At 35.6% G+C, this 17,058-nt stretch carries 17 protein-coding genes, 1 rRNA gene and 1 riboswitch; of the genes, 5 read left to right on the top strand and 13 right to left on the bottom strand.

Annotation, left to right across the window (positions count from 1 at the left end; all coding sequences use genetic code 11):
* Position 1 precedes the first annotated feature (1 nt).
* Together dnaG and L323_RS23025 are read right to left on the bottom strand one after the other, a co-directional pair.
* Positions 2–1,819: a DNA primase gene (dnaG, locus tag L323_RS23030; RefSeq protein WP_020814000.1), complete on the bottom strand. Its 1,818-nt coding sequence runs from the start codon at positions 1,817–1,819 to the stop codon at positions 2–4.
* 238 nt (positions 1,820–2,057) lie between these two features.
* Positions 2,058–2,348, bottom strand: coding sequence for a DUF6514 family protein (locus L323_RS23025; protein ID WP_020813999.1), 291 nt, complete (start codon positions 2,346–2,348; stop codon positions 2,058–2,060).
* Positions 2,349–2,653: 305 nt separating this feature from the next.
* On the opposite strand from L323_RS23025, the gene L323_RS23020 reads away from it, so the two are divergent.
* A complete protein-coding gene (locus L323_RS23020) occupies positions 2,654–2,938 on the top strand; it encodes a hypothetical protein (RefSeq protein ID WP_020813998.1) in 285 nt (94 codons plus the stop codon).
* 118 nt (positions 2,939–3,056) lie between these two features.
* Here the strand turns inward: L323_RS23020 and secF are convergent, their stop codons facing one another.
* The 9 genes from secF to queA all read right to left on the bottom strand — a co-directional run bounded on the left by secF (position 3,057) and on the right by queA (position 10,761).
* Complete coding sequence (gene secF / locus L323_RS23015; RefSeq protein ID WP_020813997.1) at positions 3,057–4,037, bottom strand: protein translocase subunit SecF; 981 nt, start codon at positions 4,035–4,037, stop codon at positions 3,057–3,059.
* Positions 4,030–5,358, bottom strand: coding sequence for a protein translocase subunit SecD (gene secD / locus L323_RS23010; RefSeq protein WP_020813996.1), 1,329 nt, complete (start codon positions 5,356–5,358; stop codon positions 4,030–4,032). The genes secF and secD overlap by 8 nt, the downstream gene beginning before the upstream one ends.
* Before the next feature lie 229 nt (positions 5,359–5,587).
* Positions 5,588–6,088, bottom strand: coding sequence for a gamma carbonic anhydrase family protein (locus L323_RS23005; RefSeq protein WP_020813995.1), 501 nt, complete (start codon positions 6,086–6,088; stop codon positions 5,588–5,590).
* 11 nt (positions 6,089–6,099) lie between these two features.
* Positions 6,100–7,443: a thioether cross-link-forming SCIFF peptide maturase gene (gene scfB, locus L323_RS23000; RefSeq protein WP_020813994.1), complete on the bottom strand. Its 1,344-nt coding sequence runs from the start codon at positions 7,441–7,443 to the stop codon at positions 6,100–6,102.
* Positions 7,444–7,582: 139 nt separating this feature from the next.
* The gene (gene scfA, locus L323_RS40715) at positions 7,583–7,723 is read right to left on the bottom strand and encodes a six-cysteine ranthipeptide SCIFF (protein WP_004621760.1); all 141 of its coding nucleotides are present in this window, start codon (positions 7,721–7,723) and stop codon (positions 7,583–7,585) included.
* A gap of 81 nt (positions 7,724–7,804) precedes the next feature.
* Positions 7,805–8,209, bottom strand: coding sequence for a TIGR04086 family membrane protein (locus tag L323_RS22995; protein ID WP_020813993.1), 405 nt, complete (start codon positions 8,207–8,209; stop codon positions 7,805–7,807).
* Positions 8,210–8,310: 101 nt separating this feature from the next.
* A complete protein-coding gene (gene yajC, locus L323_RS22990) occupies positions 8,311–8,592 on the bottom strand; it encodes a preprotein translocase subunit YajC (protein WP_020813992.1) in 282 nt (93 codons plus the stop codon).
* A 56-nt stretch (positions 8,593–8,648) separates the two neighbouring features.
* A complete protein-coding gene (gene tgt, locus L323_RS22985) occupies positions 8,649–9,770 on the bottom strand; it encodes a tRNA guanosine(34) transglycosylase Tgt (protein WP_020813991.1) in 1,122 nt (373 codons plus the stop codon).
* A gap of 25 nt (positions 9,771–9,795) precedes the next feature.
* Positions 9,796–10,761 (bottom strand): tRNA preQ1(34) S-adenosylmethionine ribosyltransferase-isomerase QueA, encoded by a 966-nt coding sequence (gene queA, locus L323_RS22980; RefSeq protein ID WP_431602526.1) that lies wholly within the window; start codon positions 10,759–10,761, stop codon positions 9,796–9,798.
* 320 nt (positions 10,762–11,081) lie between these two features.
* Between queA and L323_RS22975 the strand changes: the two genes are divergently transcribed.
* Positions 11,082–12,446 (top strand): aspartate kinase, encoded by a 1,365-nt coding sequence (locus L323_RS22975; RefSeq protein ID WP_020813989.1) that lies wholly within the window; start codon positions 11,082–11,084, stop codon positions 12,444–12,446.
* Positions 12,447–12,499: 53 nt separating this feature from the next.
* Here the strand turns inward: L323_RS22975 and L323_RS22970 are convergent, their stop codons facing one another.
* A complete protein-coding gene (locus L323_RS22970) occupies positions 12,500–14,140 on the bottom strand; it encodes a SpoIID/LytB domain-containing protein (protein WP_020813988.1) in 1,641 nt (546 codons plus the stop codon).
* A gap of 177 nt (positions 14,141–14,317) precedes the next feature.
* Positions 14,318–14,500: riboswitch (Lysine riboswitch) on the top strand.
* Between the two features lie 92 nt (positions 14,501–14,592).
* Between L323_RS22970 and dapA the strand changes: the two genes are divergently transcribed.
* From dapA to L323_RS22955, 3 genes are read left to right on the top strand one after another with little or no spacing between them, the layout of a single operon-like run.
* Positions 14,593–15,474 carry a 4-hydroxy-tetrahydrodipicolinate synthase gene (dapA, locus tag L323_RS22965; RefSeq protein WP_020813987.1) on the top strand — a complete coding sequence of 294 codons (882 nt, stop codon included), beginning with the start codon at positions 14,593–14,595 and terminating at the stop codon, positions 15,472–15,474.
* A gap of 33 nt (positions 15,475–15,507) precedes the next feature.
* The gene (gene dapB / locus L323_RS22960; RefSeq protein WP_020813986.1) at positions 15,508–16,272 is read left to right on the top strand and encodes a 4-hydroxy-tetrahydrodipicolinate reductase; all 765 of its coding nucleotides are present in this window, start codon (positions 15,508–15,510) and stop codon (positions 16,270–16,272) included.
* Between the two features lie 30 nt (positions 16,273–16,302).
* The gene (locus tag L323_RS22955; RefSeq protein WP_020813985.1) at positions 16,303–16,773 is read left to right on the top strand and encodes an ACT domain-containing protein; all 471 of its coding nucleotides are present in this window, start codon (positions 16,303–16,305) and stop codon (positions 16,771–16,773) included.
* A gap of 109 nt (positions 16,774–16,882) precedes the next feature.
* Here L323_RS22955 and rrf read toward each other — a convergent pair.
* Positions 16,883–16,999: ribosomal RNA gene (rrf, locus tag L323_RS22950) — 5S ribosomal RNA — on the bottom strand.
* Positions 17,000–17,058: the final 59 nt, after the last annotated feature.

Genomic DNA, 17,058 nt, shown 5'->3' with positions numbered 1-17,058 from the left:
ATTACAAACCTTTTTTCTTTATAGCTATATTCGATACAATACTGCTTAATTCCCGATTTAATAATTCAACATCTCCTTCTGTCAGATCACTTCTCTTTTTAAGCTCGATTATTTCATTTTTTCTTTCTTCCAAGCTAAACAGGTCTATCTTTCTAATTATATCCAAAGCCGCTTTTTTATTATCCTCAAATATGCTCTGAGACTGCACTATATTTGCAAAACTTTCTGCCATTCCGGGAGAAAGTTTATTTAATATTTCACCCGTTAATATCCCTGCCTTACTTTCAATTCTTTCGACTGCAAAATCGAATGCATTTTTTACTTCATCTGATTCGAATCTGTCCCAATCAACAACATCTTTAATGCTAAAGTATACACTATTATCGATGCATATAGTTGCCAACAGCATTAATTGCAGTCTGACTAACCATTCTTCCTGATTTTTTACAACTGTACTCTTTCGTATTGGATTTCGGCTAAAGTTATTATTACTTGGTACTTGTTTTCTAAAATTTGTATCTGTGTCTCTTTGCTGCTTTGCTATTTCTGATAAAATTGATTGTGTACTTACACCCAACTCCTCAGATAATTTTTTTACATAAAGTTCTTTTTCTACATTATTGTCAATTTTGTCCAATATAAGTACAGCTTTATCAAGAAACCTAACTTTTCCTTCATTTGTTGAGGTATCTATATCATTTTTTAGCGAACCAAGCTTAAAATCAAGCAAACCTTTGGATCTATCAACAAGTCGTTTAAACTCTGTAACTCCATGAGCTTTAATAAACTCATCAGGGTCTTTGCCTGATGGGATTGTTAAAACCCTAACATTACAGCCAATTTCATTCAATAAATCAAGGCTTCTGAATGCAGCAGCCTGGCCAGCTGAATCAGAATCAAAGGAAAGAACTATTTCTTCAGTGTACTTCTTCAAAAGTCTGCCCTGATTTTCTGTTAATGCTGTTCCTAACGGAGCAACTGAATTTATTATTCCACTTTGGTGTAATGATATAACATCCATGTAACCTTCAGATAAAATCAGTTGTTTGGAACAAGCACTTTTAGCAAAATTCAAGGCATACAAGTGTTTACCTTTTTGATAAACTTCAGTTTCAGGAGAATTCATGTATTTTGGCTGAGACGAATCAAGAACTCTCCCTCCAAAGGCAATCACATTTCCTCTTATATCAAATATGGGAAACATAATCCTGCCTCTAAATCTATCGTAAATTTTACCACTTTCTTCCTTATATATAACGAGCCCACTTTTTATAATGGATGAATCGCTAAAGCCTTTAGACTTTAAGTGTTTATAAAGTGTATCAAATCTGTCCTCGGCATAACCTATACCAAACTTGGCTATAGTTTGTTTCTGTATCTTCCTGCTCATTAAGTATGAATTTGGAAGAGTATTCTTTTCGTTATTAAGGTTATCTCTAAAAAACCTCGCTGCTTCAAGGTTTATATCCAAGAGTTCCCTTTTTAATCCGGCTTTTTCGTCATTACGAACACCTTCAGTTATATCAGGAATCTGAATTTTGGCCCTATCAGCAAGAAGCCTCAAGGCATCCGGAAATTCCAGATTTTCAATAGACATAATAAAGTGTATAACGTTTCCGCCTTTACCGCATCCAAAACAATGAAATATCTGTTTTACAGGTTCAACAGAAAATGATGCTGTCTTTTCGTTATGAAAAGGACATTTACCAAAAAAATTCTTTCCTTTCTTCTCCAGCTTGACATATTCCGATATAACATCGACAATGTCATTACTTACTCTTATTTCTTCAATAAGGTCGTCTGGAAACAAATTTGCCATTATGCTCAATATCCCTATCTACTTATTTTTACTCGTATGCAAATATTATAGACATATCTGCTATAATTTATTTTAAACCTAGCCAAAATCACTTAATATGTGTTCGACATTATTATTAATAATCCTTCTTTTTTAATAATATTTTTAATAACAAATTCAATCATTTAAGCCTTAAATCGCACAAAAAAAGCATGTTCTGTTAGAACATACTTTATAATCCAATTAAAGCAACTGATCTTTATGCTATGCAGTCATATATAACATCATAAACGCTTACCGAAGTAACTGAATTTGAGTATAGCAAGTAAATGAGGTTATTTATACCTGTTTTGGATGGGAGGACATCCGGAATAAATGCCTTTTCAATTCCTCCTCTATCATATTCCATAATTACCTGTATACCATACGTAGTAGTGGAATTAGTCTGTTCGCTTGCGATAAGATAGTACTTGAGATATAATTCCTTTCCTTTACCTTCGGAGACAACAACTTTTTTTGAGTAAATAAGATTTGTTTCATAATCTCTCATTCCCGCTCTCCTCCTTCGCATCTTTTTATGGTAATTATAATATATTGGAATATATTAAACTATACAAAAGTTTTATTCTAATTCGACCAACTTTACATAAAAAATTTACTCAGATTGATGTATTTTGTCGAAAAATGGATTATTATCAATTATTAACATTGCTGTTCTAAATTTTAAGTGTTACTATTTTATTTGTACGTAAAATCATTTTTATCTTATAAAACAAGTACTTATAAACAAGTATATGTATGCTCTTTAAAATTTTTCTTTATAGTCAGAGGTCTAAATATTTAGGGGGGTAATAGATGAATAGTAATCAAAAAGATAAAAAAGCCAAACTTAGTATGATAAGTTCAGCTATATGCAATATGGCTGATTTACCGAAAAAGATGATTAAATATGCCACTCCGGCTGCACTTTTATTGATAATATTAGGCACGGTATTTTTTATAATTAACAGAATGAGTAATAGCTATAGCAGTATTTTTGATAGTACAGCAACATCTTTTATTATTAATAGCTTTTATGTTTTGTGTGAATTTCTCATAGCAGCATTTGTAATTGATATTGTTATCAAAAAAAAGGCTTAAGTTCATCACATAGCTTAACAACCGCTTAGCGGGTCCCTTTCGGGGCCCGCATTTTTCATATCAGGGCAAACAAAAAGACTGCTGAACAAGTGAATGTTCAACAGTCTATTTTTATTTATTAAGCTTTTGCAGGTTTTCCGGAAATCTTCTTCTTTTTCTGACTTTCCTTCCACATTACATACAGTGGGCTTGCAATAAATATCGATGAATAGCATCCTGCTGAAATACCAATAATCAACGGGAAGCTGAATTGTTCCATTGAATTGATTCCGTTTACTCTAGAGAATATATATACAGTAGTTATTGCTATTAACGATGTCACAACTGTATTTATTGATCTGTTTAAAGTCTGAATTATACTGCTGTTTACCAATTCAGGAAGTGGCACTTTCCTAAGTAATCTGTTGTTTTCTCTGATACGGTCATAAATTATAACTGTATCATTCATTGAGTATCCGACAACAGTCAGTATCGCAGCAATAAATGATTCATTTAAAGGTATCTGGAAAATAACATATACAGAGAGCATTATCAGCAAGTCATGCAAAACTCCCACAACCGCAAATACACCGGCTGATAATCCAGACATAGCTTTGAATCTGTACCAAACATATAATATAATCAATACAAAAGCTATAACAACAGCTTTCAAGCCGTTATTCATTATTTCCTTACCAATGAATGGTTCAACACTTTCTTCACTGACAACAGCGTCTTTAGCGTTGAGCTTAAACTCTTTTACAACTGCTTCTTCAACCTTAGTCAATTCAGTGTTTGAAAGTGTATTCTCACTTCCTATGCTTATTGTTATTATGTCAAAGCTCTTAGTGTTTGTGCCGTTTACATCATATGAAGTTGACTTCTGAACCTTTGCAGGTTTATTTATTGTATTTGTAACAAAATCTGCGATTTTAGTCTGTAAATCCTGAGTGTTTGCCTCAGTAAACATTTTATCATTTGCTCTCATTTCTATTATTGTTCCGCCTTCAAACTCAATGTCCAGTTTAAAGCCTTCAACTAGATACATAACAACACCTGATAAAATAATTAGGGCTGAGAGTATAAAAAAGTAGTATCTCTTAGCATATAAATTAACCATTTGCTTTTCCTCCTCTCATGCTTACGCCATATAACCAATGGTGTTTTGCAACTTCTATATCCTGTATCGACTTCAGCATTATTCTGGAAGCAGTTACAGCGGTTATAAAGCTTAACACAACACCTATTCCCAGAGTATATGCAAAACTCTGTATAGGGCCTGTACCAAATTTCCATAAAACTATGGCAGAAATAAGAGTAGTTACGTTAGAATCAAGCACGGCTGAGAATGCTCTCTTAAATCCAACATCAATTGCAGCATGAAGAGTTTTTCCGTTTTTAAGTTCATCCTTGATTCTTTCAAATATTATAACGTTGGCATCAACGGCCATACCTATTGTCAGTATGAGACCCGCAATACCCGGCAAAGTAACAATTATATGAGTCCAGGACAATGCCAGTAATTCCATAACTGTATGGAGAATTAAGGCAATACTTGCTATTAATCCCGGCAATCTGTAATAGAATATCATAAAGAAACAAATCAGTATAAGTGCAACTATAAATGCATTTATACTAACATTAAGTGCGTTAGATCCAAGGGTAGGGCTAATATTATTAACCTGTCTGGCCTCTAACTTAAATGGCAATGAACCTGACTTAATAAGACCAGCAAGATTTTTAGCTTCTTCCCTTTGTTCATCACTTGCAGTACCACCAAGAGTAATTCTTGCAGAAGTACCGGTTATTTGTGTCTGAACGTTTGGAGCACTGATTAAATCATTATCCATGAAGATTGCTATAGGTTTTCCAATAAGTCTTCCTGTTGCTTCTGAAAACTTTTTGCCACCTTCTGATGAAAGTTTCAGTGAAACACAATAACCACCATTTTCACCATCAACTTCAGGAGTGGCATCCTTTACATCTCCACCTTCAAGAATAATCTTGTTGGTTGGAAGATAATTCCCATTTGCATCTTTTTTACTTTCGTCAACCTCTTGGAAGGTTAATAATGCGGTTTTACCAATTTCTTCTATTGACTTCTGTGGATCGAATGCTTCACCTTTTTTGTGTGGTATTTGTACCAGAATGTATCCCTTATCTTTATCTACAGTGATAACTCTATCAAAGATATTTTTAGAATCCAATCTCTTACCTATGGTAATTCTTGCAGCATCTAAATCTTCAGCTTTTGCCTTGCTGTTGTCCTTGGTTACTGCATATAGTCTAGCATCCACGCCTCCCTGAATATCAATACCTGTTCTAATATCCTTAACACCAGGTATTTCAAACCCCAGGATAGAACCATAAGCTGCTATCCAGGTTAAAATTCCGATGATAAGCAATATCGAGAAAAATTTAACCGCGTTGCTTCCTCTCATTTGTAGTATTCCCCCTTAAATTATAATCCACTTACGCCATTATATAACTTACAAAAAAGCTAGTCAATAAATAAGTCTCAATATTAAACAGAAATTTACAAATTAAGTAATTAATTTTAGTTTATTATTCAACTAATCAATTTAAACATTGTCATCCTTTGTAAGATATATTATGAATTTAAAATGAATATCCTGTGATTTTAGGATATTCACTTTTGCTAAAAAAATATTATTTGTAGTATTTTAATAGATTGATATACTCATTTGCATTACATTTAATTTCAGCAATTTCTTGCTCTGACAGTGTCCTTTTGATTTCTGCCGGACTGCCTGCAACAAGACAGCCATCAGGTATCTTAGTCCTTGGTGTAACTACGCTTCCGGCTGCTACAAGACAATTGTTGCCTATTTCCGCACTGTCAAGTACTATTGCACCCATTCCTACAAGTGTATTATTACCTATACGACAGCTGTGCAAAATTGCTCCGTGCCCGATTGTTACATGAGAACCCAGTATCACTTCGATACCCTTTTTGCAATGTAATATACAGCCTTCCTGTATATTTGTATTATCACCGACAACTATACTATCGATGTCTCCTCTTAAAACTGCATTGTACCAGATAGTTGTATTTTCACCCAAAACTACGTCTCCAATAACTGTACTGTTCGGTGCAACAAACGCAGTTTCGTGGATTTTAGGTGTGATGTTGTTAAAATCCTTTATCACAATGAACCCCTCTATTCTTGAGTTTTTATCCAGATTGCACATTCAACTCTCTTTTTCTCAAGTTCGCAACCAATTTTGTATGGAACATTAATATCATTATTAAACTGGTACGCATTTGCAGCACACCCACCACTGCAATAAAATTTAGCCCAACATTCAGCGCAGTCCTTTTTTGTGTAAACATTTGACTTTTGAAAATCCTTCTGAGAATCACTATTGAATACACCTTCATGAACATTGCCCATTTTAAACTTCTCATCCCCCACAAACTGATGACAAGGATATAAATCACCTTCCGGCGTAACCGCAAGATATTCATGCCCTGAACCACATCCACCAAGTCTCTTGATGACACAGGGTCCTTGCTGTAAATCAATCATAAAATGGAAGAAATTAAAGCCACACTTTTCACTATCTCTTTTTACATATTCCCTTGCAAGGTTTTCGTACTCTTCAAAAAGTTTTGGAAGATCCTGTTCACGGATGTCATAACCGGAATCCTTAGCAGCAACAACAGGCTCTATAGAAATTTGCTTGAATCCCTGATCTGCCAGATGAAGTACATCTTCGGAAAAATCAAGATTTTCCCTGGTAAAAGTACCTCTTACATAGTAATTATCCTGATTTCTTGATTCAGCCATATCCTGGATTTTAGGAAGTATTCTGTCATAAGTTCCTGAGCCATCGACTCTTGGCCTCATTTTGTCATTTGTTTCCTTACGTCCGTCGATACTAAGAACCACATTATGCATATTCTTATTAATAAAATCTTTTATTTCTTCATTTAATAATACAGCATTTGTAGTAATAGTAAATCTGAAATTCTTGCCAGATTCTTTTTCCCTGATCCTGGCATACTCAACTATACCTTTTACTACGTCGAAGTTCATTAGTGGCTCACCGCCGAAAAAGTCCACTTCCAAATTACGTCTGCCTGCAGATTTTTCAATCAGAAAATCTATTGCTTTTTTGCCTGTATCAAGATCCATCATAGTTCTGTGACCGCCAAAACTTCCTGTGGAGGCAAAACAATATTTGCATCTCAGGTTACAGTCATGACAAATATGTAGACATAAAGCCTTTACTACAGGTTTTCTTTCCCACTTATTTAAAGCATCGGAATATGCATCCTCACTAAAAAGCAAGCCTTTGGATTCAAGTTCAGAGATTTCCTCATAGGCATCTTCTATAACTTGTCCTGAGTATTTTTCTGATAGTGATTCAATTATCTGTTTCCTTGTTTCATTCTTATATAAACCTACTACATCAAAAGCAGCATCATCAAATACATGTACAGCACCGCTGTTTACGTCCAAGACTATATTGGTATCATACATAGTATACTTGTGAATCATTTAAAGTGACCTCCTAAAGCTAAAGAATCCTGGATACAACACCGGGTTAAAACATTTAAAAAAGTGAAAAGTGTTAATTCACCTTTCACTAATTTATAAATTCATACATATTAAGATAAATCAATATGCATATCTAATATTACTTATTTTCGCAGCTTTGATTAGCAACTGTGCATGATGTCTTGCAAGCTGACTGGCAAGAAGTCTGACATTCGCCACATCCACCCTTTGCAAGGCTGTTTTTAAGAGTAGCATTGTTAATAGTCTTTATATGTTTCATTATGTAGTCCCCCCCATCAATTTTCTTAGCCGATTATAGCATATCTATTTAGTTTTGAAAAGCCATTTTTTAGAAAACCCGTTATCGCAAATTAATTCCAAAAATGCCTCCCAGACACCCCACAATGGCACCGATAACCACGGATAATATCACCTGAACATCAATTTTAAAATTTAGGAACACAATACTGCTGGCAATGTAAAGTAAAGCCACATAAAGGATTCCCACAAAGCAGCCGTTCATCCAACCTTTACTCTTAACATTTTTTGTGGAGTAAGCTGATGCCACCAGTACACTCAATACAGTTGTAATAAGAACTGCAATATAAGTGTGTTTTTCAGGGAAATCCGTATATGTTAAAAATAATGCAAACCCTAAAAAGCACGGAAGCGTTATAAGAAAAGCAATTATTAAGCCTTTTACTACCCTTAGCAGGTTTATGTGTTCATCCAGTGTTTTTTTAAATCCAGGTGTCTGTACGCCCATAGTGTACCTCCAAAAATATAATATAAAATGTTCTTTGTATATCATATTTTTGAGGTAGTCCACTTAGAACAGTTGGTAAGAATTAAATAAATTTTTACTTCTTAGCCTTCAACAGGCTTTATAACATCTTTAATTGCCCAACGCTTTACAAGTATCTTGTTTTTATCAACGCCGGATTCGATATATATTTCGTCATCTTTTATGTTTATAATCTTACCTACTATACCTCCGATAGTTGTTACATCCCATCCAACTTGAATTGAATTAAGCATTTGCTGGGTCTTCTTCTCCTTTTTTTTCTGTGGGAGAATAAGCATTACATACATAAGTCCCAGAATTAAAGCCATAGGTAATACTAATTGAACTAACGCTGCTACTGCCATTACTAAAAACCTCCTGTAATTATTTTATTTAACACAGTTAAACTGTATTATCCATATTATTTAGTATAGCCATATTTCAGATAAAATTCATCCCTGAAGCTGGCAAGCCTACCATCCATTATAGCCTGTCTTACTTGTTTCATCAAGTTTATTAAGAAATATAAGTTGTGCCAGGTTGTAAGCCTCAAGCCCAAAACCTCTCCGCATTTGAGAAGGTGTCTGATGTAAGCTCTTGAATAGTTTCGGCATACATAGCAATCACATTCCGGATCCAGCTTTGAAAAATCTCTTGAGTATTTTGCATCACGGATAATAACTCTACCCCTGCTTGTAAGTACCGTTCCGTTTCTTCCGATTCTTGTAGGAAGGACACAGTCAAACATATCAATACCTCTTATAGCTCCCTCTATAAGATAATCCGGTGTACCAACCCCCATCAGGTATCTGGGTTTATCGGCTGGCATAAGAGGAGCTGTATAGTCAAGTACCTCATACATAATCTCAGCAGGCTCACCAACACTTAATCCTCCTATTGCATAACCCGGAAAATCCAATTCCTTTAGTTGGTTAGCACTTTCTATCCTCAAATCTTTGTACATACCACCCTGAATTATGCCGAAAAGTGACTGTTTTTCCGTATTTGTATGAGCTTCCTTACATCTTTTTGCCCATCTTGTGGTACGCTCCATGGACTTCTTAACATAATCATATTCGGCAGGATATGGTGCACATTCATCAAAAGCCATTATTATGTCTGCACCCAGATCATTCTCTATTCCCATTACTGATTCCGGTGTAAATACATGTTTTGAACCATCCAGATGAGATCTGAAGGTTACACCTTCTTCTGTAATCTTTCTGAGTCCACTCAGGCTGAATACCTGAAAACCACCGCTGTCCGTTAGTATAGGTCTGTCCCAGTTCATAAAACCATGAAGGCCTCCTGCCTGCTTTACTATTTCCTGGCCGGGCCTAAGGTAGCAATGATATGTGTTGCTTAAAATAATTCTCGCATCTATCTCCTTGAGTTCCTCAGGAGACATACCTTTAACAGTTGCAAGGGTTCCAACAGGCATAAAAACTGGGGTATCAAATGAGCCGTGAGGTGTATGCACCTTACCTAATCTTGCACCTGTCTGCTTGCAAGTTTTTATTAATTCATAAGTAACTGCTGCCATAGTAATTACCTTTCTATTAATTAGTTTATTTAATAAACATTGCGTCTCCAAAGCTGAAAAATCTGTATTTTTCTTCTACAGCTACGTTATATGCGTGAAGCACATTATCCCTACCGGCTAAAGAACTTACCAGCATGATAAGTGTTGATTCGGGCAAATGAAAGTTTGTAATAAGCCTGTTTACCACTTTAAACTCGTAGCCAGGATATATGAAAATGTCTGTCCAACCATCGCAGGGAGCAATACTTCCGCTCTTACCTAAAGTTTCAAGTACCCTACAACTGGTAGTACCAACAGCTACAACTTTTTTACCTTTTTGTCGTGTATCGTTTATTATATCACATGTTTCCTGACTTATTGAATAGTATTCTGAATGCATTTTATGTTGAGTTATATCGTCAACTTTGACAGGTCTGAATGTACCTAGACCGACATGAAGCATAACATATGCTATTTTTACACCCTTTTGCTCCAAGGAATCCAAAAGTTCTTTGGTAAAATGTAGTCCGGCAGTTGGTGCGGCAGCGGAGCCATTAACCTTGGCATATACAGTCTGGTATCTTTCCGGGTTCTCAAGCTTTTCAGTAATGTACGGAGGCAATGGCATTATACCTACCCTGTCCAGTATTTCTTCAAAAACGCCGTCATATATAAACCTGACAAGTCTGTTTCCTTCTTCAAGTACTTCCAGAATTTCTGCTTTTAGCTCTCCGTTTCCAAAAACAAATCTGCTCCCCGGTTTTGCCTTCTTACCGGGTCTTAAAATTACTTCCCACGTGTCTCCTTCAACCCTTTTTAGCAAAACAAATTCTATCTTTCCGCCCGTACCCTCTTTTTCGCCTAAAAGCCTTGCAGGTATAACTCTGGTATTGTTCAGAACCAGACAATCACCTTCATCCAGATAGTTAACTATGTCCTTGAATAATTTATGTTTAATCTCTCCGGTTTCCTTATCCAGCACCATTAGCCTGGACATGTCCCTTTTTTCCATGGGATGCTGTGCGATAAGTTCCTCCGGAAGGTAATAATCGAAATCGTGCAAGTTCACCTAAAATAACCTCCAATTTTTCTTCTATTATTATGTCTGTTTATTATAAATAACAATCATAAAACTTACAGCATAAAATAAACCAATAAATATCATACATTATAATTGTTTATATTACAAATATTATTGCCATACATAATCTTTTTTTGTATAATTTATGAGATAATCGTATGAAGTTCCATATGCTCTTATATTTACTTAGGGACACCAAGTCCCCGTGTTTTGAGAGTAAATTTTTAATATAAATGGATGGAGGATTCAAAATGAAAGTAGCAAAATTTGGAGGAACCTCTTTAGCTAATGCAGAACAGATTAAAAAAGTTTGCAATATCGTACTTGCTGATAGCGAGAGAAAGGTTATTGTTGTATCTGCCCCCGGTAAAAGGGATAGTTCAGATACCAAAGTTACTGATTTACTTATTGCTTGTGCACAAAAACACCTGCAGACGGGAAATGCAGAAGCAGAACTTGAAGCTGTTGTAAAGAGGTTCAAGGATATAGCAGATGAACTTGGACTTGATGACGAAATTGTTGAAATGATCAAGTCTGATTTGGAAGAAAGACTTAAACTTGACACTTCTCATACCGGTATGTTCATGGATGCCATGAAAGCTGCCGGAGAAGATAACAGTGCTAAATTGGTAGCTGCATATTTGAACAGTATAGGTAAAAAGGCAGAATATGTATCGCCTAAAAAATCAGGGCTACTTATGAGTGATGAATTTGGAAATGCACAGGTTTTGCCTGAATCCTATGAGAACCTTAAAATGATTAACAGTATAGAAGGAATTGTTATCTTCCCGGGTTTCTTTGGTTACACTAAAGACGGAAAAGTTGCAACTTTCCCACGTGGAGGTTCAGATATAACGGGTTCCATTTTGGCTGCCGCATTAAAGGCTGATCTATACGAAAATTTCACAGATGTTGATGCAGTGTATGCAGCTCATCCGGGGTTAGTTCACAATCCGGTTGCAGTACCTGAACTGACTTACCGTGAAATGAGGGAACTATCTTATGCCGGTTTCTCAGTATTACACGAAGATACACTGGTTCCTGTTTTTATGGCCGGAGTTCCGGTTTGTATAAAAAATACAAATAACCCAACTGCTCCGGGAACAAAAATATCCCTAGTAAGAGATTACTCCCCGAACCATGTTGTCGGAATAGCAAGTGATGCAGGTTTCTGCTGTATCTATGTGAGCAAGTTTATGATGAACAGAGAAGTAGGCTTTGGAAGAAAGCTCCTTGAAATTCTCGAAGATGAAGGTATATCATATGAACATACTCCATCAGGCATTGACAACATATCCATAATACTAAAACAGAACCAACTGAAGGAAGGTATGGAGCAAAAAATAATTGACCGTATTAAAAATGAATTGAAGGTTGATGATGTTTCTATTGACCACGACCTTGCAATGATAATAATAGTCGGCGAAGGTATGAAGAATACCGTAGGAACCGCTTCAAGGGCCACAACTGCTTTAGCCAAGGCATCCATCAGTTTGGAAATGATTAATCAAGGTTCTTCTGAAATAACAATGATGTTCGCTGTAAGGGAAAATGAAGCACACAAAGCTGTTATATCCCTCTACAATGAATTTTTCCTTAACACTCAATACAAATAACAAATTACATAAAAAAGGGACCCATTTTTATGAGTCCCTTTTTTATATACCACCTATTTCTTAATCTCAATTTTAGTTCCGGTATAATAGTGAGTCAGTATTTGTTCAAAAGTAAAGCCGGCTTTTGCCATACCCATGGCACCTTCCTGACTCATACCTACCGCATGTCCCCAGCCCTTACCTGTAAAAACATATTCGGCAGGACTTGCAGAAACAGTGGATTCTTTACCATCCGCACCCACAATAGTTACTTTCTGATTAGGATCAGTATAAGATTTTTCTCCGCTACTGGTTATAACCTTTATCTGGCTCAGCGAAACATTTTCTATTTTATTATTGACTTGAACATTTATATTTGCGTCAGAAGAAATGTTATACATTTGACTTGGAAGACTAAGAAAAGTCCTGCACTTGTCTTTTGTGATTATAACACCTTCAGGCTTCAATGTTCCGGTAATAACCATCTCGATTGGTCTTCCGGCCGCCGAGCACTTGGTAATTTCAATGCCCGTTACTGTTCCCAACCCATAACTTTTTAATTTTGTATTTATTTCATCTGCCGTAAACTTCATTGTCCAATTGTAGTTATAGGATTTCCCTGACTCATAATTGTCTTCAACACTTTTAAGATACGGTATGCTGTTCCCCCAAACATTTACAACATCCTCAGTTCTGCCTCCGGTAGACGCTGAAAAGACAGTTTCAGCAAGAGTTCCGTTATAAGTTACAACCATATCACGTGTTTCATCAACGGCTTTGTTTGTATTGGCATTTTCAGAGCTATAGCCCTTATATACCTGGCAGTCGGTTGTAGCACACAAATTGAAACCGTACTTTGAATGCTTGTTAATTGATTTGTAAGAATAGGTTCTGGCTGCTACAGCCTGAGCCTTTAATGCTTCAATATTTGAATATGCCGGCATTTCATTTGGAACTACACCGTATAAATATTCTTCAAAAGGCAGTACATTAATAATTGTCATATCACTACCGGATAATCTATTAAACTCAACCTGTCCTCGATATAAGGTTGTTCCAATTTTAACCGTATTTGGATTGACTGATGATATTGATCGCCCTCTTAAAAGACTATTTGAAGATGCGTACATAAATAAAACTTTACCATTTTGATCTGTACTGTAAATTCTTGAATTAGTCTCATCAATTACGGTATATGTATTCTCTCCCAATTTTGATTTAACAGTATTCACAGCTGCTTGAGCAGCAGATTTACTAACGTAAAAACCTGTCCATATTTGCCAACCTGAATCAGTGTAAACAGGATATGTGGTAACACCTTTCTGACTATAGCCTTGGATCAGTGAAACTGTATCATTATAAGTATTGTATATACCATTAAGCTGAATGTGGTAAGGACCACTTGTTGGATTTCCGGTTAAAGCGACTGATGTAAACTTTGTTCCACTTTGTATAAAGTAGCTGTCTTTTCTCAATGTAATTGTCTGTCCAGCATCCGATTCGTATACATTATTGTACTTCCCTGTTTTTACATCATAAGCAAAGAATAATACTCCCTTGTCGCCACTGATATTAATCTGGCTCTGGGCCGTTGACCCATAATACAAACCTATTTTTACTGACGTTGCCTCAGCCGCTGATATACTCAAGTTGTTGAAACCGGTCAGCATCATAAATATCATTACAATGCATAAAAATAAACACATTTTTTTCATTCGTACTAAACTCCCCCACTTTTTCATTTTCTCTTAACTTCGACAAGTTCAAAAGTACATCCTGCCTTGTTTACCGAATTGTAACAATAATGAAATATAGTTCATATAATATAAAAATAAGATGTAAATAAATTGACACTTGATATAACAGAATGTTATTATAGAAAAAAAGAATATATGCTAGATAGAGGTGCGTTTTTTAATAGTATGGACAATGAAGATTCTGGGGTCTAATGAATTGTTCTGAAAGGAAAAGACGCCGAAGGCAGTACTGTACCCCGAGCATCGTAATGCCTGGTTTCAAGGTCAATAGCCTTGTGACTGTCATCATTTAAGAAATGGTGGAGCGCTATCTGTTTTTGATTATATTTTACTATAATTGGTTAAACAGACGTCGGCGGGACTGCCGACGTTTTTTAATTATATTATTGTTTTATGAAAGGGTGGGAACAATGAAAAAGCCAATTTTTACGGGTTCAGGTGTAGCAATTATTACCCCATTTACAAATGACGGTACTGACTATAATAAATTATCAGAACTGATTGAATATCAGATTAAAGAAGGTACTGATGCAATTATTATTTGCGGTACAACAGGTGAAGCATCCACCATGTATGATGATGAACATAAGGCTGCAATCAAATTTACAGTTGAGAAGGTTAACGGAAGAATACCGGTTATTGCCGGAACAGGAAGCAACCACACTGTTCACGCCGTAGCACTTAGTAAATATGCCGAGGATGTCGGAGCTGATGCAATCCTCACAGTTACCCCATATTATAATAAAACCACTCAAAAGGGTTTATATGAACATTTTAAGATGGTTGCAGACAGCATAAAAATTCCTGTTGTGCTTTATAATGTTCCGTCAAGAACAAATCTTAATATAGCCCCTGAAACTATACAGGCCCTCTCAAAGATTGATAATATTGTAGCTTTAAAGGAATGTAATCTTTCTCAGATAGGAGATATCATCAACCTGTGTGGGGATGATATAACGGTTTATTCCGGAGAGGATGGAGCAATAGTGCCATTTTTGTCTATGGGTGCTAAAGGTGTTATCTCTGTTTTAGCCAATATTGCACCAAAGGATACACACGATATTGTAGCTAAATATCTTTCAGGTAATATTGAAGGCAGTAGAAAACTGCAATTGAAAGCGCTTGACCTTATTAAGGCATTATTCTGTGAAGTAAGCCCTATACCAATTAAGGCTGCCATGAACCTTATGGGAATGAATGTAGGCGAATGCAGACTGCCATTGGTTCAAATGTCAGATAAAAATCTGGAAATACTTAAAACGGAACTTGTAAAGTATGGTTTATTGCCATAATTAAAATACAAAAAATAGGATGTGGAAAAGCTAATGATTAATATACTATTAAGTGGATGTAATGGAAAAATGGGGCAGGTTATTACTAGACTTTCTGTTAATTTTCCTGAATTAAAGATTGCGGCAGGGTTTGATATTAATAATAATATGAATAACCCATACCCTGTTTTTACATCATTGACAGACTGTAATGTAAATGTTGATGTAATAATAGATTTTTCAAACCCGAAAGCATTTACACCATTGGTAGAGTATGCTCAGGAAAAGCATTTACCACTGGTACTAGCTACTACTGGTTTATCAACAGAGCAGGTGACAATGCTAAAAACTTCTGTTTCCCGCAGAATACCGGTTTTCTTTTCTGCAAATATGTCACTCGGAGTCAATTTACTTATTGATTTGGTGAAAAAAGCAGCTAAGGTTCTTGAAGGCCAATTTGATATAGAAATAGTTGAAAAACATCATAATCAAAAAATCGATGCACCAAGTGGTACAGCACTTGCCATTGCTGATGCTATTAATGATTCACTTGATGAAAAATGTGAATATATGTACGACAGACATTCCAGAAGGAAGAAACGCAGTAAACAGGAAATTGGTATACATGCCGTGCGCGGAGGTACAATAGTAGGTGACCACTCTGTTATTTTTGCAGGAAACGATGAAATAATAGAGATAAATCACACTGCATTATCAAAAGAAATATTTGCAGTAGGTGCATTAAAGGCATCAATCTTTATAGCATCAAAAAAACCGGGATTGTATTCAATGTCAGAGCTTATTTCTGAAACCAATTAGTTTATGTCAGTATTTTAGGGAGGAATTATTATGACCATTTTACCAGTTACAAGTATTAGTACAGTATACAATGTAGCATTAGTGGCAGTAGATAATCTTCCAAATGATATGGTTCTCATTGCGGGAATTTTTAATAAAATTGCAGAAGAAAAAATAAATATTGATATGATTAGTCAAAGTCCACCCTATAAAGGAAAAATCAATATTTACTTTAGTATACCTGCTGAAAATATAATAAAGGTAATTGCCATTTTAAACTCATTTAAAATAAAAGTTCCCAACCTGCGAATTGAAATAGACTCAGACAGTACTAAAATTAGTGTTTTTGGGGAAGGGATGAGGGATAAGCCCGGAGTAGCTGCAAAAGTATTTACATTAATGGCTGAAAATGAAATTGAAATCAAGCTGATTACAACTTCTGAAGTTGACATATCCTATCTCATATATGAAAAGGACGCTGATAAAGCTATTAAAGCGCTAAAAAAAGAATTTAACCTGTAAAGAGTTCAATATCTAGAACCCTCCTGTTTAACGACATGGGGGTTTTTGTTTGTTGATATGTAAAAATATAAGCAAAGCCTCAAGCAATAAGCTTGAGGCTTTCATATAAATCTGGCAGAGATCTACTTTCCCGGGCCGTTTCCAGCCAAGTATTATCGACACTGAGATGCTTAACTGCCGTGTTCGGTATGGGAACGGGTGTGGCCATCTCGTCATTTCCACCAGAAAATTATTAGGTACTTTGTACCTTCAGAACTGATTAATGTTATCCTTTTAAGAAGATGT

The organism is Ruminiclostridium papyrosolvens C7, from assembly GCF_000421965.1.
Lineage (GTDB): Bacteria > Bacillota > Clostridia > Acetivibrionales > DSM-1351 > Ruminiclostridium > Ruminiclostridium papyrosolvens_A.
The sequence above is the reverse complement of the archived record's forward strand: the minus strand, read 5'-3'. Positions and strand labels throughout refer to the sequence as shown.